Origin of the sequence: Actinomadura litoris (assembly GCF_009733595.1) — a bacterium.
Taxonomy (GTDB): Bacteria; Actinomycetota; Actinomycetes; order Streptosporangiales; family Streptosporangiaceae; genus Spirillospora; species Spirillospora litoris.
In genome coordinates this window covers 180,950-199,847 of sequence record NZ_WOFH01000007.1, presented here as the reverse complement: position 1 = coordinate 199,847, position 18,898 = coordinate 180,950, and the positions used below count along the sequence as shown (strand labels likewise).

Genomic DNA, 18,898 nt, shown 5'->3' with positions numbered 1-18,898 from the left:
TATCACGCTTCCGCCCGCAATCGCGCGATAACGCCGTCCAGCGGCGGCGCGTGGAGCGGCGCGCGGCGCACCCGGGGCCGGGCGGAGGCTAGCCCCGGTCGAGGAGCGCGGACAGCCGCTTGGGAGCGATCAGGCGGTAGCTGTCCTCGACCAGCTCGGCGATCTCGTCCCAGTCGTGGTCGACGTCGAGCCGCGCGCCCACCCAGCCCTTGCTCCCCACGTACTTCGGGACGAAGAACCGCTCGGGCGACTCCGCGACCAGGGCCTCCTGGACCCCCGGCCCGGCCTTGAACATCGCCGAGAGGCCGTCCTCGCTCGTCATCAGGAAGAGCTTGTCGCGGACCCGGAAAGAGGGGGCGGTGTGGCCGCCGAAGGGCTTCTCCGCCGCCTCGGGAAGCGCCAGGGAGATCTCGCGGAGCCGTTCCAACACGTCCATTTCGGTGCCTCTCTCGCCGCCGGGGTGCCGTCAGCCGATGCTAGCCGCCACCTCCGACGAACCCCAGGTCACCGGCGGGGCCACCGCGAGGAGCGCCGCCCCTCGGGCCGCGGGGACGGCTCGCGCACGTCCCCGCGTCGAGCGCGCGGACGCCGTCGTCGTGGTCGGCGTTGCCTGCTCGCCGAACGTCATCGCGCCGAGGCACTGGGTGCTCACCTCGACGCCGGTGCGTCCGAGCTTGCGGTACCGCAGACAAGGCCCCTCCTCGGTGGTTGATCCGAGACGTCAGGAGCTGGAGCGCGCTCTGGGTCAACACCGGTTCCACCCGGAAACGACGAACTTGTCGGTGGATCGGCCGCTCTCTAGGGTTTCCGTCCAGGATCACTACCGGGGGGTGGCATGGGACGGCCCGAACGTCCGCTGGATCCGGAGGCGGGGCCGGTCGAGCGGCTGGCCTGGGAGCTGCGGCGGCTGCGGAACGAGGCGGGGCGGCCGAGCTACCGCGAGCTGGCGCGGCGCGCGCACTTCTCCCGGAGCACGCTGGCGGAGGCGGCGACCGGCGTCCGGCTGCCGACGCTGGAGGCCGCGCTCGCCTACGCGGGCGCCTGCGGCGGCGACCGGGACGAGTGGGAGCGCCGCTGGCGGGAGGCGGCGCAGGAGGTCGAGCGGGACCGGCGCCGCTGCCCCTACCCCGGCCTCGCGCCCCTGCAGGAGGGCGACGCCGACCTGTTCTACGGCCGCTCCGAGCTGGTCGGGGACCTGCTCAAGGCGGCGGCCCGCGCGCCGCTGACGGCGGTGTTCGGCGCGTCCGGCAGCGGCAAGTCCTCGATCCTGCGCGCGGGGCTGCTCCCGGGCCTCGCCGAGACGGGGACGCCGACCGTCCTGCTGGCGCCGGGGGAGCACCCCCTGGACGAGCTGGCCGCGGCCCTCGCCCCGATCTCCGGCTCCGACCCGCGGACGGCGCTCGCCGCCGACCCGCCGGAGGTGCCGGTGGAGCGGGCGTTCGTGGTCGTCGACCAGTTCGAGGAGGTGTTCACGCTCTGCGCGGAGGAGGAGCGCGACCGCTTCCTCGACGTCCTCACCGCGCTGGCGGGGGACCGGCTGGCGTTCGTCATCGGCGTCCGCACCGACTTCTACGGGCACTGCGCGCGGCACCCCGGGCTCGTCGCGGCGCTGCGCGCGGGCGTGCAGGTGCCGGTCGGACCCCTGACCGCCGAGGAGCTGCGCGACATCGTCGTCGAGCCCGCCGCGCGGGTGGGCCTGGCGGTGGAGCCGGACCTCGTCGCGACCGTGGTCGCGGAGGCGGCGGGGCGGCCGGGCGCGCTCCCGCTCGCCGCGCACGCGCTCCGCGAGACGTGGACCCGCGCGCCGGGCCCCGTGCTGCGGCTCGCCGACTACACGGCGACCGGCGGGGTGCGGGAGGCGATCGCGAGGACGGCCGAACGCGTCTACGAGGACCTGGACCCGCCCCGCCGCGCGCTCGCCCGCGCCGTGTTCCTGCGCCTCACCGCGCTCGGCGAGGGCACCGAGGACACCCGCCGCCGGATGGACCGGGACGAGCTGACCGGCGTCGGCGAGCCGGGCGAGGTGGACGCCGTCCTGGACGTGCTCGCCGCCGCCCGCCTCATCGTGGTGGACGGCGACACCGTCGACGTCGCGCACGAGGCGCTGATCCGGGCCTGGCCGCGGCTGCGGGGATGGCTGACCGACGACCGCGAGGCGCTGCTGCGGCACCACCGGCTCACGGCGGCCGCCGCGGACTGGGAGCGGGGAGGCCGCGACGAGGAGTTCCTCTACCGGGGCGGACGGCTCGCGGAGTGGGACGGCGCCGCCGCGGCGCTGAACGAGCTCGAACGGTCGTTCCTGGCCGCCGGCCGCGAGCGGGAGGAGCACCGCAGGGTCGCGGCGCGGCGCCGCGTCCGGGCCGGGTTCGGCGGTCTCGGGCTGGTCGCGGCGGTGGTCGGGGTGCTGGCCGTCGTCGCGTTCGTCCAGGCGGACCGGACGGCGCAGGAGCGCGACCGCGCCCTGTCCCGGCAGCTCGCGGCCAACGCGCGGCGGCAGCTCGACCTCGACCCCGAGCTGGCGCTGCTGCTCGCGACCCGCGCCTACGAGGTGGAGCCGACGCGGGAGGCCGACCTGGTGCTGCGGCAGGCCGTGCGCGACGCGCGGCTGCGGCGCGCCGTCCCGCTGGCGGGCATGAGACCGAGCGTGGACGGCGCCATGGTGTCCAGCCCCGACCGGAGCCGGATCGCGATCTGGGACCAGAAGGGGCTCCAGGTCATGAGCTGGCGCGGCGCGGACCTCGTCCCCGGCGGCGGCTTCCCGGCCGCGCGTCTCGCGGGCGCCTGGAGCAGCGCCGCGTTCAGCCCCGACGGCCGGTGGCTCGCGACCGGCGAGGTCAACGGCCGGGTGAAGCTGTGGGACGGGCGGCACCGGACCACGGGCAGGGTGCTGCGGGGCGAGGGCGGGCTCGGCGTCCGCGGGCTGGACTTCAGCCCCGACGGGCGCAGGCTCGCCGGGACGCGCGGCAACGAGGTCTGGATCTTCGATCTCGTGGGGAGGCGCAAGCCGGTGGTGTTCCGCGTCCACGACCGGTTCGCGGTGAGCGCGGTCGCGTTCAGCCCGGACGGCGCGCGGATCGCCGCGGGCGGGATCGGCTCGCCGGTCCGGATCTGGGACGTGACCGGGGACCGGCCCAGGGTCGTCCGGGACGCGGCGCGCGGCGGCGGGGACCAGCGCGACGCGGGCGCCGTCGCCTTCAGCCCCGGCGGGACGATGCTCGCCGCCGTCGACCGGGGCAGGGCGAAGGTGTGGAACGTGCCCGGCTGGCCCGAGCGCGGCCGGTGGGAACCGCAGGCCGTGCTGGACGGCACGAGCGAGGGCGGCGTCAAGGGCCTGGCCGTCAGCGCCGACGGCCGCCGGATGGCGACGTTCGGGATCGACCGGGTCGTGCGGGTGTGGACGATGGGCGCCGACGTCGGGCCGCTCCCCCTCCGCGTCCCGGTCGGCGCGCAGGTCGGCGCCGCGTTCAGCCCCGACGGCCGGTCGCTGGCGACGGTCTCCACCGACGGCACGGCACGGATCTTCGACATCGCCTCCGGCGGCGCGGGCCCGTCCGGGCCGCCGTTCGGCTCCGAGCCCGCGACCGGCGCGGTCCGCGCGACCAGCGCCGACGGGCGGACGGTCGCGACGACGCCGCTCGGCGGCGACACGATCCGCGTCTGGGACACCGCGCGCGGCGGCGCACCGCGCGTCGTGGCGGGGCCCGCCGGGTCCACGCGGGCCGTCGCGCTGAGCCCGGACGGGCGGTGGCTCGCCTACGGCGGCGACGGGCACGCCGTCCATTTGCTGGACCTGCGGGACGGCGCGGCGCGGCCGGTCACCGCGGACACCGGCCACCTGACGGTGTGGGCGCTCGCGTTCGGCCCCGGCGGGCGGCGCCTCGCGGCGTCCGGCCACGGCGCCGCGCCCGCCCAGGTCTGGGAGGTCGGCGCGCGCGGCGACCTGGCGCCGCTGCTGGGCTGGGGGGACCGGCCTGGGGAGAGCGGCGCCCTCGGCCGGGCGGCCGCCCCCGCGTTCAGCCCCGACGGGCGCTTCCTGGCGGGCGCCGCCGAGGGCGACACCGTGGGGATCTGGGACCTGACCGGCAAGCGGAAGCCGACGATCCTGCGGGGTCTGCGCGATGAGGCGGAGACGATCGCGTTCAGCCCGGACGGCCGGCGCCTCGCCGTGGCCTCCGACGACGGCTCCGTCCGCCTGATGGACGCCGGCGGACACGGCGCGCCCACGGCCGTCCTGCCGGGCGATGACACGATCGTGACCCGGGACCTGGCGTTCAGCCCGGACGGGGCCTGGCTCGCCACCACCGAGGCCGACGGCTCCCTGCGGCTCTGGCGCACCGACGGCGGCACCGACCCCGTCGTGCTGGACGGCTTCGGCGGCACCGTCGTCCGGCCCGCGTTCGCCCCAGGCGGGCGGCTGGTCGCCCCGCTCGGGTCGGCGTCGGTGCTCGCGGGCGGCGCGTGGCGGCCCACCGGCCTCGCCGGACGGTTCGTCCGGACGTGGAAGTGCGAGATCTGCGGCCCCGGCGCGGAGGTCCTGGAGCTGGCGCGGCGGCGCGCCGTCCGGGGGCTGACGGACGAGGAGAAGCGGATCTACCCCGGCTCGTGAGGGGTCAGAACAGGGCGGGCGGCCCCGCCGGGAGCGGCTCGGGCAGCGGCTCGACCTCCGGCACCAGCGCCCTGACCTCGTCGTGGAACCGGCGCGCGAGCGTCAGCGCCTCGGCGTTGTCGGGCGTGTGGACGAACACGGTCGGCGAGCGGCCCTCCCGCAGCCACCCGGCGACGGTCGGCACCCAGTCGCGCCAGCCCTCGACGGTCGCGTCGGTGTCGTCGCGGCCCAGGTAGCGGACGATCGGCCGGCCCGTCAGCGCGCGCGATCGCCGGGGCAGGCGCGGCTTCCTCGTCCAGGCGTCGCGCTCGGCGTCGGTCGCCGGCCGGTTCCGGAACAGCGCGGTGGTGTCGAAGGGCACCCACTCGGCGCCGGTCGCGGCGAGGGCGCGCTCCAGCTCGCGCTCGGCGCGCGCGTCCTCGAAGAACGCGCGGTGCCTGACCTCGACCGCCTGCCCGTAGTGGCGGGGGAGGCGGCGCATGAACCGGGCCAGCGTGCCGACGTCGGCCGGGCCGAACGACGCGGGGAGCTGGACCCACAGCGCGTGGACGCGCGTCCCGAGCGGCTCGATCGCGTGCAGGAACGCCCGGACCTCGTCGTCGCCGCCGGCGAGGCGGTGCTGATGCGTCACCGGCTTCGGCAGCTTGGCCACGAAGCGGAAGTCGGGCGCGGTCTGCGCCGCCCACGACTCCACCGAGCCGCGCGGCGGCGTCGCGTAGAAGGTCGTGTTGCCCTCCACCGCGTTGCACCACGTCGCGTACGCGCGCAGGCGCTCCTTCGGGGGCAGCGGGTGGGGCAGCAGGCGCCCCTGCCAGGGCGCGTGAGTCCACATCGCACATCCCACGTGAAGGCGCACGTACGCCACGTTACCGCCCTGACGCCCGTGCCGGAGGCATGGCGGGACGGGAGGCCGCGCGTAGCCCTGGCGCGACCTCCCGTCCCCGTTCGGGGCCGGCTCACGGCGTCACCGGCCGGTGGCCGCCGTCAGCCCGCGGACCTCAGCCGAAGTCGAGGTCCGAGCACTGGTAGAACGCGTTCCCGGTGTCGGCGATGTCCCAGACCGCGAGCAGGACGTGCCGGCCGGTCCGCTGCGGGAGCGTGCCGTTGTGGACGGTGGGGTTGGAGGGCTGCCGGCCGCCCATGTTCTGCTGGATGAACGGCGTCGGGTCCAGCGCGGCGCGGGTCAGCGGCTGCGTGCTGTTCCAGCCGTCCTTGGTGAGGAAGTAGCGGAACGACGAGGTCGAGTGCGCGGCGGTGAAGCGCCAGCTGATGCTGAACGCCGAACCGGAGGTCACCTTCGTCGCGGGCCAGCCGGTGCCGCCGCGCTGGTCGTCCAGCGGCGACCAGCGGCTGTCGGCGCCGGCGCAGATCGTGCCGTCGCGCGGGCCGGACTTCGGGAACCCCTTCGGGCCCTCGACGCCGTCCGGGTCCCACTGGACCTGGCCGCAGTTGTTCACCTTGTGCTGGCCGCACAGGTAGCTGCGGCTGGCCGGGGAGGTGGTGTACCCGTGCGACCACGCGGGCACGGCGAGCGCCAGCGGGAGTCCTACGGTCACGGCGGCGGCGACGGCGAGGCTTGACTTCCTGGGCATCTGCTTCTCCTTGGCGGGGAGGCACCGCGGTGCCTGGAGCGGAGCGAGCCGGCCCGGCAAAACCAACTCAAAGGAAACTTTCCTGTCAGTAAGGTGACGCGTCGGCGGCGCTCCGTCAACCCCTGAAGGAACGAAGTGGTCACTGGGACGCACGTTCCTGGCAGGCCATGACTAGGCCCGCGCACGGGCCCGGCATACGCTCCGGGCAAACCCAGAGGAAGGTGCCCCGCCATGGAGAACACGACCGAGACCGAGCACGAGCGGACCGCCACGACCGTGTGGGCGACGCCCGACTACCAGGTCATCGACACGGCACTTGAGGTCACGGCCTACTTCGGCGCCGAGATCTGACCCGCCTCGATGCGGCTGCTGGTTCTCGGCACCGCGGCGGGCGGCGGCGTTCCCCAGTGGAACTGCGCGTGCCCCGGGTGCGCCGCCGCCCGCGCCGAGCCGGGACGGCGGCGCCGGCACGCCTCGATCGCCGTCGAGGCGGGCGCGGGACGGTGGTACATCGTCAACGCGACGCCCGACATCGGCGAGCAGATCGAGGAGTGCGGGCCGCTGCACCCCGGACCGGAGCGGCGCGCCACCCCGGTCGCCGGCGTCATCCTCACCGACGCCGAACTCGACCACACGCTCGGCCTGCCGCGGCTGCGGGAGGCCGACGGGGTGCGGATCGTCGCGACCGGCGCCGTCCGGTCCGCGCTGTCGGCCGGGCTCCGGCTCGACCGCGTCCTCGCCCCCTACACGCGGCTGACCTGGACGGACCTCGCGCTGACGGCGCCCGAGCCGCTGGAGGGCGGGCCGCTGGAGGGCGGGCCGCTGGAGGTGCAGGGGATCAGGGTCTCCGGCAAGCGCCCCCGCTACGCGGTCGAGCTGCCGGGCGCCCCGGGCGGCGACGACGCCTGGGTGGTGGCCCTGCGCATCCGCGACCGGCGGGACGGCAGGGCGGTCGTCTACGCGCCCGCCCTCGGCGTCTGGCCGGACGAGCTGGACCGCGCCATCAAGGACGCCGACTGCGTCCTCGTCGACGGCACGTTCTGGGACGATGAGGAGCCCCGCCGCACGGGCTGCTCCAGCCGCACCTCCACCGAGATGGGCCATCTGCCGATCACGGGACCGGGCGGCACGGCCGAGCGGCTCGCGGACGTCCCCGCCGCGCGGCGCCTGTACACCCACCTCAACAACACCAACCCGCTCGTCGATCCGGACGACGCCGGGCACCGCCGGCTCGCCGCGTCCGGGATCGAGGTCGCCCGGGAGAGAATGGTGATCGAACTGTGAGCGCGACCCTGCCCGAGGGAGGCCCGAACGGGCGCCCCGACGGGTCGCTGGAGGAGCGGCTCCGCGCGCTGGGGGAGCGGCGGTACCACCACCGGCACCCGTTCAACCTCCGCATGCACGAGGGGGCGCTGACCCCCGACGAGCTGCGCCGCTGGATCCTCAACCGCTTCCACTACCAGCGCCACATCCCGGTGAAGGACGCGCTGATCCTCGCCCGGCTCGGCACGCGCGAGCTGCGGCGCTCCTGGATCCGGCGCATCCACGACCACGACGGGCCGCCCGCCCTCGACGGCCCGGCCGACACCGCGAGGGGCGAGGCGCCCAGGAGCGAGGGCGGGATCGAGCGCTGGCTGCGCCTCGGCGAGGCCGCGGGCCTGGACCGCGACCTGCTGCTGTCGGGCGAGGGCGTCCTGCCCGGCGTCCGGATGGCCGTGGACGGCTACGTGAACTTCTGCCGGAACGCGACCGTGCTGGAGGCCGTCGCGTCCTCGCTGACCGAGCTGTTCGCGCCCGACCTGATGGCCACCCGGATCGCCGCGTGGGAGCGCCACTACCCGTGGGTGGAGCCCGAGGGGCTGCGCTACTTCCAGGTGCGGGTCGGGCAGGGCCGCCGCGACTCCGGCGAGGCGATGGACCTCGTCCGCGCCTGGTGCGGTTCGCGGGCCGACGAGGAGCGGGTGCTCGCGGCGTTCACGTTCAAGTGCGAGGTGCTCTGGTCGCTGCTCGACGCGGTCGAGTTCGCCGGCCGGGCCGGCGCGGAGGTGCACGATGCCGGGTGAGGACGTGTGGCGCCCCGTGCTGGACGGGTCGGTCGTCCTGCGGCACGACCGCGTCCGGGGCGGCGACCTGCTGCTGATGCCCGAGCGCGCGGTGCGGCTCAGCGGCGAGGGCGGGCGCATCCTGCGGCTGTGCGACGGCAGCCGCACCGTCGAGGGCATCATCGCCGAGCTGCGCGGAACGTTCCCGGACGCGCCGCTCGGCGAGGAGGTGCCCGCGTTCCTGGAGCGGATCCGGGCGGAGGGGTGGCTGCGATGACCGTCCCGCCCGCGCCGTGGGCGCTGCTCGCCGAGGTCACCCACGCGTGCCCGCTGCACTGCCCGTACTGCTCGAACCCCGTGGAGCTGGTGCGCCGGAGCAGGGAGTTGGCCACCGCCGACTGGGAGCGCGTGTTCGGCGAGGCCGCCGACCTCGGCGTCGTCCAGGCGCACGTGTCCGGCGGCGAGCCGCTGCTGCGCCCCGACCTGGCCGCGATCGTCGCGGCCGCGCACCGCGCCGGGGTCTACACCCAGCTCGTCACCAGCGGCGTCGGCCTCACCGCGACCCGGCTGGAGGAACTGGTGAAGGCCGGGCTGAACAGCGTCCAGCTCTCGGTGCAGGACGCCCGCGCGCCCGGCTCCGACCTCATCGCCGGGCGCGTGTCCTACGCCGACAAGGGGCGCGCCGCCGGGGTGATCCGCGCGGCCGGGGTGCCGTTCGGGCTGAACGTCGTCCTGCACCGGCACAACCTCGACCACCTGCCGGAGATCATCGCGCTCGGCGCCGCGTGGGGCGCCGAGCGGATCGAGCTGGCGAACGTCCAGTTCTACGGCTGGGCGCTGCGCAACCGCGCCGCGCTGCTGCCCGCCCGCGAGCAGCTCGACCGCGCGAAGGCGACGCTCGCGGCGCACCGCGACGCCCACCCGGAGGGCGGCCCCGAGCTGGTGTGGGTCATGCCCGACTACTACGAGGGCGTGCCCAAGCCCTGCATGGGCGGATGGGGGATGCGCTCCATCACCGTCGGTCCGGACGGCACCGCGCTGCCCTGCCCCGCCGCCTACGCGATCGAGGGGTTGGCGCCGCCGAACGTCCGCGACCGGTCGCTGTCGTGGATCTGGACGGAGTCGCCGGCGTTCGCCGCCTACCGCGGCACCGGCTGGATGACCGGGCCGTGCGGCACCTGCCCGCGCCGCGAGACCGACTTCGGCGGCTGCCGCTGCCAGGCGTTCGCGCTGACCGGCGACGCCGCGCGCACCGACCCCGCCTGCTCCCTGTCCCCCGACCACCACCTGATCCGGGACCTGGTCGAGGGCCTCCACGAGACCGCCGTGGACGGCGGCGAAAGCCGGACGGCCGCCACCGTGCCGTCCGGCTTCGTCTACCGCCGTCCCACCTGAGACGGGTTCGCGGGCCGGCCCTCGTCAGCGCTCCGCGTAGACGAGGGCCAGTTCGCTGGAGAAGTACTCGGGCAGCCCGTCCCACGGGTTGGCGCCGGTCCGGTCGGTGACGTACACGACGCCCGCGTTGCACCGCTGCGCGCGGGCCAGCGCGCGGGCCAGCACCGGACGCGGCGCCGCGTACACCAGGTGGCAGAACCGCTCGGCGGGGAGCCGCCGCGCCCACGCCGGAACGCGGAGGTGCCGGTACGCCGACCAGGGCCCCTCAAAGGTGACGAGGAGGTCCGCGAGCGCCGAGTACGCGGCGTCGGGGTAGGTGCCGTGGTTGAGGACGATGTAGGTCATGCCCCGTCCCCGCGCGCCCGCCGTGATCCGCCGGTACCGCAGCACGTGCCCCGGCTCCGCCGACACCTGGTCGAGGAAGGCCATGCGGATGCCGTACCAGGTCCGGTACCGCACCAGCTCGTCCTCGACCTCGCAGGCGGGGCGCCCGCCGTAGGCGGTGTCGACGTACCCGGCGAGCCGCACGCCCGCGTCGGACGCGCGGCTCGCCACCTCGGCGAAGGCGCGGTCGCGGACGGTGCCCGCGCCGCTGTCGACGTTGAGGACGACGACGCCGAGGCGGGCGTCGGCGAGCGCCGCCCAGTCCACCGCGGCCGGGTGGAAGTAGGCGGGCACGGCGACCGCCCCGACCCGGCCGTTCAGCCCGGGCACGCGGTCTCCGCCCAGAGGTCCCGCAGGGACGTGGCCAGGTCGGTCGCGGGGGCCCAGCCGAGGACGTGGCCGATCGCGCGGATGTCGGCCTGCTGCCAGGCGACGCCCGACGAGCGCTCCGACCCGGTCGCGGCGGCCTCCAGCACCCGCCGCCGCGACCCCGTGACGCGCAGCAGCAGCGCCGCGAGGTCGCGCAGCGGCGTCGCCCGCCCGCTGCCCACGTTCAGGACGGGCGGCAGCGCGCCCGGGGCGAGCGCGGCGGTGAGCACGGCGTCGGCGACATCGCGGACGTCCACGAGGTCGCGGCTCGCGGTCAGCGGGCCGACGTGGACGTCCTCGTCGGTGCCGTCCGTGCGGCGCAGCTCGCCGGCGAGCCGTCCCGCGAGCGTCGACCCGGGCGAGCCGGGGCCCACCGGGTTGAACACCCGCAGCACGACGGCCCCGGGCGCGCCGCCGACCAGCTCCGTCCCGGCGAGCTTGGTGACGCCGTAGAGGCTGTGCGGGCGCGGCCGCGTCGACTCGGTGACCGGCGTCCCGTGCTCCACCTCCCCGTACTCGGCGGCCGACCCCAGGTGGACGAGCCGTACCGGGCGCTCGGCGGCGGCCAGCGCCGTCACCAGGTTCGCGACCGCCACGACGTTGCCCCGGACGAGGTCGGCGGGGGAGCCCGCGGTGACCCCGGCGCAGTTGACGACGACGTCCGGCGCGATGTCGCGCAGCGCGTCGCCGACCCGCGCGGCCCCGGCCGCGAGGTCCAGCCCGAGCACGCCCGGCTCCGGCGACCGCGACGCCGCGACGATCTCGACCCCCGTCGCGGCCGCCCGTGCCCGGACGTGCCGTCCCACGAAACCCGTGGCGCCGACCAGCAGGATCCGGCTCATCGCCGGCTCGCCGGCGCCCGGCGCGGGGAGGGCTCCCCGCACCCTCCGGCCGCCACCCGGACCGGGCCCTCCAGCAGTTGGGGGCGCAGGTGCGGGAACTCGGCGTTGGCGCGGTCGTAGTCGTCGGGGCGGCCGATGTCGAGCCAGTACCCGTCGAAGCGGTACTCGCGCGGGTGCCGCCCCTCGGCGAGCAGGTCGAGGACCAGCTCGTCGAAGCCGAGCGACAGGCCCGCCTCGTACTTGGCGATGCAGTCGCGCGAGACGCCGTAGACGCCCATGCTGACCTGGTAGTCCAGCGTCGGCTTCTCGCTGAACTCGATGACCTGGCCGTTCCGGGTCGTGAGGACGCCGAAGTCGATGGAGACCTGCCGCGCGTAGGTCGCGACGGTCAGCGGCGGGCGGGTCGCGTTGTGCTCCTCCAGCAGGTCGGCGAAGTCGAGGTCGGTGAGGACGTCGCCGTTCATCACGAGGAAGTCCTGCGGGAGCCGGTCGCGCATCGTCAGCAGCGGCCCGATCGTGCCGAGCGGCGCCGTCTCGGAGGCGTAGTCGATGCGCAGCCCCCACCGGCTTCCGTTGCCGACGTAGGAGCGGATGAGGTGGCCGAGGTGGCCGATGGCCAGCGTCACCGACCGGAAGCCCTGGCGGGAGAGCTGGTGGAGGAGGATCTCCAGGATGGCGTACTCGTCGCCGATCGGGACGAGCGGCTTCGGCAGCGTGGTCGTGTACGGCCGGAGCCGCACTCCTTTGCCGCCAGCGAGAATAACGGCGTGCATGTTGCCCCTCCGTGCCTAGATGTTGTACATGGACGGCCGGTAGCGCGCGAGGTTGAGCGGGTCGAGGAACCACTCGATGGTGTCCTTCAAACCCTCCTCCAGCGTGTACCGGGGGCGCCAGCCGGTGTCGCGGCGCAGCCGTCCGCTGTCGCAGACCAGCCGCATGACCTCCGAGCGGGCGGGGCGCTCCCGCGCCGCCTCGGAGCGGAACTCGGTCTCCGCGCCCATCAGGTCGGCGATCGTCCGGGCGAGCCGGCCCATCGAGATCTCCTGACCGGTCCCGGAGTTGAACAGCTCCCCGGCGACCGCGTGCTCGGGCGCGGTGCCGAGGGTGTAGAAGGCTTCGGCGGTGTCCTTGACGAACGTGAAGTCGCGGGTGGGCTCCAGTGCCCCGACCTTCACGACCTCGTTCTTGGCGGCGATCTGGCTGATGACGGTGGGGATGAACGCGCGCGCCGACTGGCGCGGCCCGAAGGTGTTGAACGGGCGCAGCGTCACCACCGGCAGCCCGAACGACGCGTGGTAGCTCTCGACGAGCTTGTCGGCCGATATCTTCGTCGCGGCGTAGGGGGACTGTGCCTGCAGCGGGTGCGTCTCGGCGATCGGGACCTCGCGGGCGGTGCCGTAGGTCTCGCTCGTCGAGGTGTGCACCAGCCGCGGCGTGCACAGGCTCCGCACGGCCTCCAGGACGTTCAGGGTCCCGAGGACGTTGGTCTCCACATAGGACTGCGGGGCCTTGTAGGAGTAGGGGATCGCGATCAGCGCGGCCAGGTGGTAGACGACGTCGGACTTGTTGACCAGGTCGTACACCGACTCCGGGTCGCGGACGTCGCCCGGGACGACCTCGACGGTGTCGAGGACGCCAGGGGGGAGGGAGTCGAGCCAGCCCCACGACCCGAACGAGTTGTACTGGACCATGGCGCGGACCCGGTGTCCGCGTTCCACGAGCAACTCGACGAGGTGGGAGCCGATGAATCCGTCGGCTCCCGTCACGGCCACCATGCTCTTCATCGGACACTGCCTTTCGACGGGGGGACTTGCGGGAGACTTGCGGGGAGACTTCTGGGAGCTTGTCGATACGAGACGTGGGCGTTCGGGAGACTTACCGGTGCGAGGTCGCGCGGGCGAGGACCGTGCCCGCGTAGACCGTGAGGACGAGCAGGAGCCCGGCGGCCACCGCCATCTGGACCGTCCCCGGGTCGGCCCCGGGGACGCCGACGGCGGAGGCCACCTCGGTGAGCAGCGCGGACGCGGAGGCGGCGAGGACGACGCCGACCCGTCCGCACGCCTGGAGGACGAGCGCGATGAAGAACGCGCCGCCCAGGCCGACGAACCCCAGCAGGATCCGGAGCGTCGCGGCCGTGAGCGGCAGCCCGGCGAGCGGCGCGATGGCCGCGACGAGCGCGGTGAGCGCGGCGAGGTAGCGGGCGAGCGCCCCCGCCAGCGCGGCGCGGGCCGCCCGCGCGAAGCCCGCGATGTCGGTGTGCAGGCGCAGCAGGTCGTGCACGCGCCTGCGGTAGACGTACAGGATCCACTCGGCGACGCCCATCGACAGCGACAGCGACAGGACCGCCACCGTCGTGGCGCCGGACGGCACGGGCCGCCCGGCGATCGCGCACAGCAGCGTGAACGTCAGCAGCCCGCCGGTCAGCAGGCCGAAGACCGCGAACGGCAGCGCCGAGACGACGTCGCGGAGCGTCGCCACGCGCCCGGCGGGCCTCCCGGCCCCCGCCGTGGCCACGATCGCGAGGGCGACCGTGGCCAGCAGCGTCGTGAGCCAGGAGCCCCAGACCCACGGCGGCACCGCCGTCGGCGTCCCGAGCCCGTGCAGGGCGAGGTAGACGATCACGGACGCGGCGCCCGGCATCAGCGCCAGGAACAGCCGCCGCTCCCCGTTGTGCACCTGCACGACCATCGCCGACAGCAGGTAGCCGCACAGCCCGAGCGCGAGCCCCGTCGCCGCCGGGCCCGCGGCGAGCACGGCCCCGGCCAGCGCCGTCACGGGCATCACCACCAGGAGCCCGGCGGCGAGCCCGTAGCGCAGCACCCGCGCCGCCGCCGCCCGGTTCCCGAGCCCGAGCCGGATGTAGCCGAGGTAGGCCGTCCCCTGGCTCAGCGTCCACGACAGCAGCAGCGACAGCACGAGCAGCACACCCGCGGCGGACCGCGCCAGCACCGGCTCGGCGGCGAAGAAGCAGAGCCCGGGGAGGCCGAACAGCACGCCGCGCAGCAGGTGCCGCCAGGGCACCGCCCGCCACGGCGCCTCGACCGCCTCGGGCACCGGCGGGTGGCGCGGCGACCGGTCGTAGAGGTCCTCGGCGAGCGCGAACACGTCGGTGTGTCCGTACCGGCGCGCCCCGTCGTCGTTGATCCCGTCGGCCTCCAGGCCGGCGGTCACCTCCAGCGGGTCGACGGCGTTTCCGCACAGGTCCGCCATGCGCTCCTGGAGCTCCCCGAACGCGTCCTGGACGGCGGTGGTCATGCGAGCCTCGCTTCGGCGGGTCGGGTTCCGGACGGTCCCGGCCCGGCCAGGCCGGCATAGATCGCCCGGAACGCGTCCACGGCACGGTCGACGGTGAAGTACTCCAGCGCCCGGTCGCGGGCGGCGTGGCCGAGCCGCCGCCGCGTCACCTCGTCCCCGAGCAGCTTCAGGCAGGCCGCCGCCATCGCCTCGGGGTCGCGCGGCGGGACGACGAGCCCGGTGTCGCCGACGGCCTCGGTGACCCCGCCGACGTTGGTGGCGACGGTCGCGCGCCCGCAGGTCATCGCCTCGATGAGCGTGTAGGGGAAGCCCTCGGAGATGCTGGAGAGCACGACCACCGACCCCGCGGCGTAGGCGTCGCGGATGTCGTCGACCCGGCCCTCGAAGACGGCGCGGTCGGCGACGCCGAGGTCGGCGGCGAGCGCCTCGCAGCGGGTGCGGTACTTCTCGCCGCCCTTCGGCGTCCCCCCGAACATCCGCAGCCTGGCCTGCGGCATGTGCTCGGCGACCAGGGCGAACGCGCGGATGAGCGTCTCCAGGTCCTTGATCGGGTCGACGCGCCCGGCCCAGCTGATCGTGGGGACGGCGGGTTCCGCGCCCGCCGCCGGGAACGCGTCGGGGTCGACGCCGTTGTAGACGGTCTCCATGTTCTCGGGGTCGGCGCCGCACCGGATCTGCCAGCGCTGGTTGTAGAGGTTGGACGGCGTCACCAGGTCGGCGGCGCGGTACCCGGCGGAGCACAGCAGCCGCATGAACCCCAGCAGCGCCGCCTTGACCGGCCACGCGTACGGCGACCGGCCGAACCCGATATAGCGCTCCCGCAGGTAGATGCCGTGCTCGGTGAGGCAGAGCGGGGTCTGGTAGGTCCATTTGGCGGCCAGGCCGGGCAGCACGGGGATGCCGTTGGAGACCGCGTGCGTGACGTCGCCGACCGGCGCGGGGCGCATCAGCGGGCGCAGCTGGTGCTCCAGGAGGTCGATCGTGGTCAGGGCGTCGTGGACGCTCGGCCGGACCCCGATCCGCTCGTACTCCTCCTTGCGCGAGCCCCACTCGTCCATGAGCCACCGCACCGGGCCCTCCATGCGCATGGCCGCCTGGAGGTCGGCCTCCCGCCCGAACTCGAAGAGGCCCCTCAGGATGTGGGGGAAGACTTCCGCTTCGGGGCCGGAGGGGGCGAGGATCGCATGGAGGAAGGCCCGGCACAGCTTCTCGAACCGGCGGGCGAGCCCGCCGGACGGGGGCCGCCCACCGGGCGGCCCCCACATCGGCACCGACTCGGCGGTGACATGTCCGGGGAGGTCCCACACCACCGGCTCCGAGCCGGAGGCGGTGATGGCGAGGACGTTGAAGGCGTGCTCGGGCATGCCCCGGACGAGCTGGTCGCACCAGACACTGACACCGCCGAAACTGTGCGGATAGGTTCCCTCTGTCACAAGGGTGATGTCCAAATCAGGCCCCGGGCGGCGTGATCGTGAAGTCACCCGCCTTGTAGGCGGACCGCTCACCGGCGTACGCCTGGCCGAACGGGTCGGATCCCTGCCGCGTGCCCTCCGGCGCCGTGACCGGCACGTCGAGCCCGCCGGGTGCCTTGACGGTCAGCGTGCCGTCCTGGAGGTAGGCGGTCACCTCGCCGCTGTCGAAGGCGCCCGCGCCCAGCGCGTCGCGCCAGGCCGCCTGGCGGCGCAGTTCGGTGCCGAGCCCCGCCATGTCGTCGTTGATGACGGGCGAGCTGTCGGCGAACGTGGCGCGGTAGGAGGTCAGGACGCTTTCGAGCAGCCTGTAGAGGATCCTGTCCTCGGTGATGTTCGACTGGTGGGCGTAGTGCGGGCGCGGGTCGTTGCTGACGATGTGCGACAGCGCGATCCGCGTGTCCACCGGGACGATGTAGGAGGTGTAGCCCGTGTCGGCGTTGAGCGGCTCGATGCACGTCACCGTGGACGGGTTGTCCTCGCACAGGCCGCTGCCGCCGTCGGCGCGCTTGGTGTAGATCCAGTTGTACTCGTCCACCTCCTCCGCCTCGGTGGCGACGTTGAAGAACACGTTGAACGGGTGGCGCGGGACGGTCCGGACCCCGCTCAGCGAGCGCTGCGCCGGGTCGCGCGAGGCGTCACCGGCCAGCCACTTGACGCCGGTGCCCTCCAGGCCGGGGACGAGGTTCGGGTTGTCCTCGGGCTGCTGCGGCAGGATCCGCAGGCCGGAGTGCTCGCCGGTCACCAGCTCGGCGGGATCGATGGTGACCCCGCGCGCCTTCGCCCACTCGATGTTCCTGGTGACCTCCTGGTTGATGTCCTCGGCCTTCACCCAGACCGGCTGGCCGGTCTGCGGGTCGGTCTGGCACCGCCACGGCCTGACGGAGTTGTCCTGCACGCAGCCGAGGTAGCTGTGGCCGTAGGTGTGGTTGATCCAGCGGAACCTGTCCCGGTTCTCGACGAGGGCGTCGGTGAGCGGGTCGTCGCCGTGCTTCCTGATCTCCTCGTCGCTGCCGGCGGCGTTGAAGGCCAGGTCGATGGCGTAGCCGTGCTGCCGCTGCCACTGGTTGGCGTACGCCACGTCCTCGGACTCCATGCGGATGTCCGGGGTGTCGACGCCGTCGGCGCAGTCCTCGCCGGGCGTGCAGTCGTCCTCGACGCTCCAGCGCGAGTCGGGCAGGAAGACGTCGTCGACGTGGACGCCGAAGTAGTTGCGGTTCTGGCCGAGGTGGACGCCCTTGGTGAGCCAGGTGACCAGGCCGTGCGCGACGGTCCGGAACTGCCACTGCTCGTTGTTGGCCGAGTAGGTGAGCAGCAGCTCGCTGCGCCCGTCGTGGTTGTAGACGCCGGCGAGCGTCCCCGTGACGTTCTTGACGGTGGCGGTGATGAGCGGCTGGAAGGACTTGCCGTGCGCCGGGTCGTCGGGCAGCGGGTTCGCGAGGAAGCCGTAGCTCTCGGAGACGTCGGCGGCGAGGTCGTCGAACTTGAGCGGCCCCCGCAGGTAGCGGAACGCGTCGGCCTTCCCGGCGGGAGTGACCTGGGCCTGCGTGCCGTCCAGCGTGCCGGAGTAGCCGGGCGGCTTCAGCCCGACGTTCGCGCCCGGGTACACGTAGGCGTCGAGCTGGCGGATCCCGAACTTGGCCTCGTACGCCGCGATCGCGTCCATCTCGGCCTGGTTCGCCCGGTCGAACGGCGCGGCGTTGGGCAGGACGATCGCCTGGTACTTGGCGCGGGGCACCCCGTCGACGGTGTCGGACAGGAACGCCGCGTCGATCACCGGTCGGCCGGCCTGGCGCAGGTCGACGGTCCGGTACGGGACGCCCTCGCTCTTCAGCTGGGCGGCGACCGCCGCCACCGAGGAGCTGCCGTTGGTGACGACGAGGACCTGCAGGTCGATCCGGGGGCCGACGGCCGATGCGCTCAGCTGCGGGCAGACGGTCAGGGCGGCCGCCGTCAGGACGCCGAAAAGGGCGCCGCGGACGGGACGGCGGGCCTGGCTCACGACGCATCTCCGGCGCGTTCGAGGAATTTCACAGCTCTTCACATCCACATTCAAATAGAATTGAGGGGGTCGGGAACTCGGCTCCCAGAGCATGCGGCACGCCGATGTTCAAGTAAAGCGGGAGCGGGGCCCAACTTGACGTGGGCCCGGTCCTAGGACTGTCCTGGGCAGGGGTTATCCCTATAGAACTCGCCGGTAACCGGTTTTATGACCGGCCCGCGCCATCCCCGGTGGCTGCCGAATTCAATTCTCGCCAGCGGGTGATGGCATGTTCCCTGCCGTCGGCGTCCAGCCGCTTATAGATCTGATGGGCGTGGTTCTTGACCGTCTTCTCGGAGATGACGAGGTGCCGCGCAATCTGCCGGTTGGTCAGCCCGCCGGCGATCAGTTCGATGATCTCGACCTCGCGGGGGGTGAGCGCGGGGGCGGGCCGCACCCGCGCCGGGCGCCCGTCGTGCACCCACTGGACGAGCGCCGTCGCCGCGGGCGGCGACAGGTGCGACTCGCCCCGGTCGGCGGCCAGCACCACCTCGGCGAGGCCCTGCGGCTCGAAATGACCGTAGACGAGGCAGCAGTGCGCGCCCGCCATGAGCGTCTCGACGAGTACGGCCGGATCATGCTCGGCGGTCACCACGATGATTCGGCCGCCGTGGCCGGCCCGGCCGAGCGCGCCGATATCAGCGGTCGGTGGCGGGGTCGCGTCCAGCAGCACCACATCGGGGGCGAGCCGGCGGGCCTCGGCCGTGGAGTTGCCGAGCCCGCCATTGCCGACGACATCCAACATCGGAGCCGAGCGCAGCAAGGCGTGCAGCCCGATGCGCACCACCGGGTTATTGCTGACAATCAGCACCCTGACCGCGTGGGAACGCTGTTCCATGGTGGCGTCGGACCTCATGGGAGATCATTCTCCCTGCCCATTGACATGCCATTCCAGTGTTAATT

General features: G+C 74.3%; 17 protein-coding genes. 6 read left to right on the top strand and 11 right to left on the bottom strand.

Going from position 1 to position 18,898, the window contains the following annotated elements; all coding sequences use genetic code 11:
• Positions 1–88: 88 nt before the first annotated feature.
• Positions 89–436, bottom strand: coding sequence for an MmcQ/YjbR family DNA-binding protein (locus tag GNZ18_RS21300; protein ID WP_156218290.1), 348 nt, complete (start codon positions 434–436; stop codon positions 89–91).
• Between the two features lie 399 nt (positions 437–835).
• On the opposite strand from GNZ18_RS21300, the gene GNZ18_RS21295 reads away from it, so the two are divergent.
• On the top strand, positions 836–4,606 hold the full coding sequence (locus GNZ18_RS21295; protein WP_156218289.1) for an nSTAND1 domain-containing NTPase: 3,771 nt from the start codon (positions 836–838) through the stop codon (positions 4,604–4,606).
• A 4-nt stretch (positions 4,607–4,610) separates the two neighbouring features.
• Here GNZ18_RS21295 and GNZ18_RS21290 read toward each other — a convergent pair whose 3' ends face one another.
• The gene (locus GNZ18_RS21290; protein WP_512698846.1) at positions 4,611–5,450 is read right to left on the bottom strand and encodes a DUF72 domain-containing protein; all 840 of its coding nucleotides are present in this window, start codon (positions 5,448–5,450) and stop codon (positions 4,611–4,613) included.
• Positions 5,451–5,604: 154 nt separating this feature from the next.
• Entirely contained in the window at positions 5,605–6,198 is a 594-nt protein-coding gene (locus GNZ18_RS21285) for a lytic polysaccharide monooxygenase auxiliary activity family 9 protein (RefSeq protein WP_156218287.1), read from the bottom strand.
• A gap of 231 nt (positions 6,199–6,429) precedes the next feature.
• Here GNZ18_RS21285 and pqqA point away from each other — a divergent pair, with 231 nt between their 5' ends.
• From pqqA to pqqE, 5 genes are read left to right on the top strand one after another with little or no spacing between them, the layout of a single operon-like run.
• Positions 6,430–6,549: a pyrroloquinoline quinone precursor peptide PqqA gene (gene pqqA / locus GNZ18_RS21280; RefSeq protein ID WP_156218286.1), complete on the top strand. Its 120-nt coding sequence runs from the start codon at positions 6,430–6,432 to the stop codon at positions 6,547–6,549.
• 9 nt (positions 6,550–6,558) lie between these two features.
• Entirely contained in the window at positions 6,559–7,482 is a 924-nt protein-coding gene (pqqB, locus tag GNZ18_RS21275; protein WP_156218285.1) for a pyrroloquinoline quinone biosynthesis protein PqqB, read from the top strand.
• Complete coding sequence (pqqC, locus tag GNZ18_RS21270; RefSeq protein WP_214617963.1) at positions 7,479–8,261, top strand: pyrroloquinoline-quinone synthase PqqC; 783 nt, start codon at positions 7,479–7,481, stop codon at positions 8,259–8,261. The genes pqqB and pqqC overlap by 4 nt, the downstream gene beginning before the upstream one ends.
• Entirely contained in the window at positions 8,251–8,517 is a 267-nt protein-coding gene (pqqD, locus tag GNZ18_RS21265; RefSeq protein ID WP_156218284.1) for a pyrroloquinoline quinone biosynthesis peptide chaperone PqqD, read from the top strand. Before pqqC ends, pqqD begins: the two co-directional genes overlap by 11 nt.
• A complete protein-coding gene (pqqE, locus tag GNZ18_RS21260) occupies positions 8,514–9,635 on the top strand; it encodes a pyrroloquinoline quinone biosynthesis protein PqqE (RefSeq protein WP_156218283.1) in 1,122 nt (373 codons plus the stop codon). The genes pqqD and pqqE overlap by 4 nt, the downstream gene beginning before the upstream one ends.
• A gap of 24 nt (positions 9,636–9,659) precedes the next feature.
• Here pqqE and GNZ18_RS21255 read toward each other — a convergent pair whose 3' ends face one another.
• The 8 genes from GNZ18_RS21255 to GNZ18_RS21220 all read right to left on the bottom strand — a co-directional run bounded on the left by GNZ18_RS21255 (position 9,660) and on the right by GNZ18_RS21220 (position 18,851).
• Positions 9,660–10,349 carry a spherulation-specific family 4 protein gene (locus tag GNZ18_RS21255; protein ID WP_173390845.1) on the bottom strand — a complete coding sequence of 230 codons (690 nt, stop codon included), beginning with the start codon at positions 10,347–10,349 and terminating at the stop codon, positions 9,660–9,662.
• On the bottom strand, positions 10,337–11,230 hold the full coding sequence (locus GNZ18_RS21250; RefSeq protein ID WP_156218281.1) for an NAD-dependent epimerase/dehydratase family protein: 894 nt from the start codon (positions 11,228–11,230) through the stop codon (positions 10,337–10,339). The genes GNZ18_RS21255 and GNZ18_RS21250 overlap by 13 nt, the downstream gene beginning before the upstream one ends.
• The gene (locus tag GNZ18_RS21245) at positions 11,227–12,003 is read right to left on the bottom strand and encodes a sugar phosphate nucleotidyltransferase (RefSeq protein WP_156218280.1); all 777 of its coding nucleotides are present in this window, start codon (positions 12,001–12,003) and stop codon (positions 11,227–11,229) included. Before GNZ18_RS21245 ends, GNZ18_RS21250 begins: the two co-directional genes overlap by 4 nt.
• 15 nt (positions 12,004–12,018) lie before the next feature.
• Positions 12,019–13,014 carry a GDP-mannose 4,6-dehydratase gene (locus GNZ18_RS21240; RefSeq protein ID WP_156218279.1) on the bottom strand — a complete coding sequence of 332 codons (996 nt, stop codon included), beginning with the start codon at positions 13,012–13,014 and terminating at the stop codon, positions 12,019–12,021.
• Between the two features lie 91 nt (positions 13,015–13,105).
• Positions 13,106–14,485, bottom strand: coding sequence for a hypothetical protein (locus GNZ18_RS21235; RefSeq protein WP_156218278.1), 1,380 nt, complete (start codon positions 14,483–14,485; stop codon positions 13,106–13,108).
• Positions 14,482–15,918, bottom strand: coding sequence for a GT4 family glycosyltransferase PelF (gene pelF, locus GNZ18_RS21230; RefSeq protein ID WP_214617965.1), 1,437 nt, complete (start codon positions 15,916–15,918; stop codon positions 14,482–14,484). The genes GNZ18_RS21235 and pelF overlap by 4 nt, the downstream gene beginning before the upstream one ends.
• Positions 15,919–15,934: 16 nt before the next feature.
• Positions 15,935–17,956, bottom strand: coding sequence for a hypothetical protein (locus GNZ18_RS21225; protein WP_214617966.1), 2,022 nt, complete (start codon positions 17,954–17,956; stop codon positions 15,935–15,937).
• A 205-nt stretch (positions 17,957–18,161) separates the two neighbouring features.
• Entirely contained in the window at positions 18,162–18,851 is a 690-nt protein-coding gene (locus tag GNZ18_RS21220) for a LuxR C-terminal-related transcriptional regulator (protein ID WP_156218276.1), read from the bottom strand.
• Between the last annotated feature and the right edge of the window lie 47 nt (positions 18,852–18,898).

Excerpts from the sequence above, each read along its gene's own strand:
- GNZ18_RS21250 (WP_156218281.1), bottom strand. The coding sequence starts at position 11,230 with ATGAGCCGGATCCTGCTGGTCGGCGCCACGGGTTTCGTGGGACGGCAC.
- pqqE (WP_156218283.1), top strand. The coding sequence starts at position 8,514 with ATGACCGTCCCGCCCGCGCCGTGGGCGCTGCTCGCCGAGGTCACCCAC.
- GNZ18_RS21285 (WP_156218287.1), bottom strand. The coding sequence starts at position 6,198 with ATGCCCAGGAAGTCAAGCCTCGCCGTCGCCGCCGCCGTGACCGTAGGA.
- GNZ18_RS21235 (WP_156218278.1), bottom strand. The coding sequence starts at position 14,485 with ATGACCACCGCCGTCCAGGACGCGTTCGGGGAGCTCCAGGAGCGCATG.
- pqqB (WP_156218285.1), top strand. The coding sequence starts at position 6,559 with ATGCGGCTGCTGGTTCTCGGCACCGCGGCGGGCGGCGGCGTTCCCCAG.
- pqqD (WP_156218284.1), top strand. The coding sequence starts at position 8,251 with ATGCCGGGTGAGGACGTGTGGCGCCCCGTGCTGGACGGGTCGGTCGTC.
- pqqA (WP_156218286.1), top strand. The coding sequence starts at position 6,430 with ATGGAGAACACGACCGAGACCGAGCACGAGCGGACCGCCACGACCGTG.
- GNZ18_RS21300 (WP_156218290.1), bottom strand. The coding sequence starts at position 436 with ATGGACGTGTTGGAACGGCTCCGCGAGATCTCCCTGGCGCTTCCCGAG.
- GNZ18_RS21245 (WP_156218280.1), bottom strand. The coding sequence starts at position 12,003 with ATGCACGCCGTTATTCTCGCTGGCGGCAAAGGAGTGCGGCTCCGGCCG.
- GNZ18_RS21240 (WP_156218279.1), bottom strand. The coding sequence starts at position 13,014 with ATGAAGAGCATGGTGGCCGTGACGGGAGCCGACGGATTCATCGGCTCC.
- GNZ18_RS21295 (WP_156218289.1), top strand. The coding sequence starts at position 836 with ATGGGACGGCCCGAACGTCCGCTGGATCCGGAGGCGGGGCCGGTCGAG.
- GNZ18_RS21220 (WP_156218276.1), bottom strand. The coding sequence starts at position 18,851 with ATGAGGTCCGACGCCACCATGGAACAGCGTTCCCACGCGGTCAGGGTG.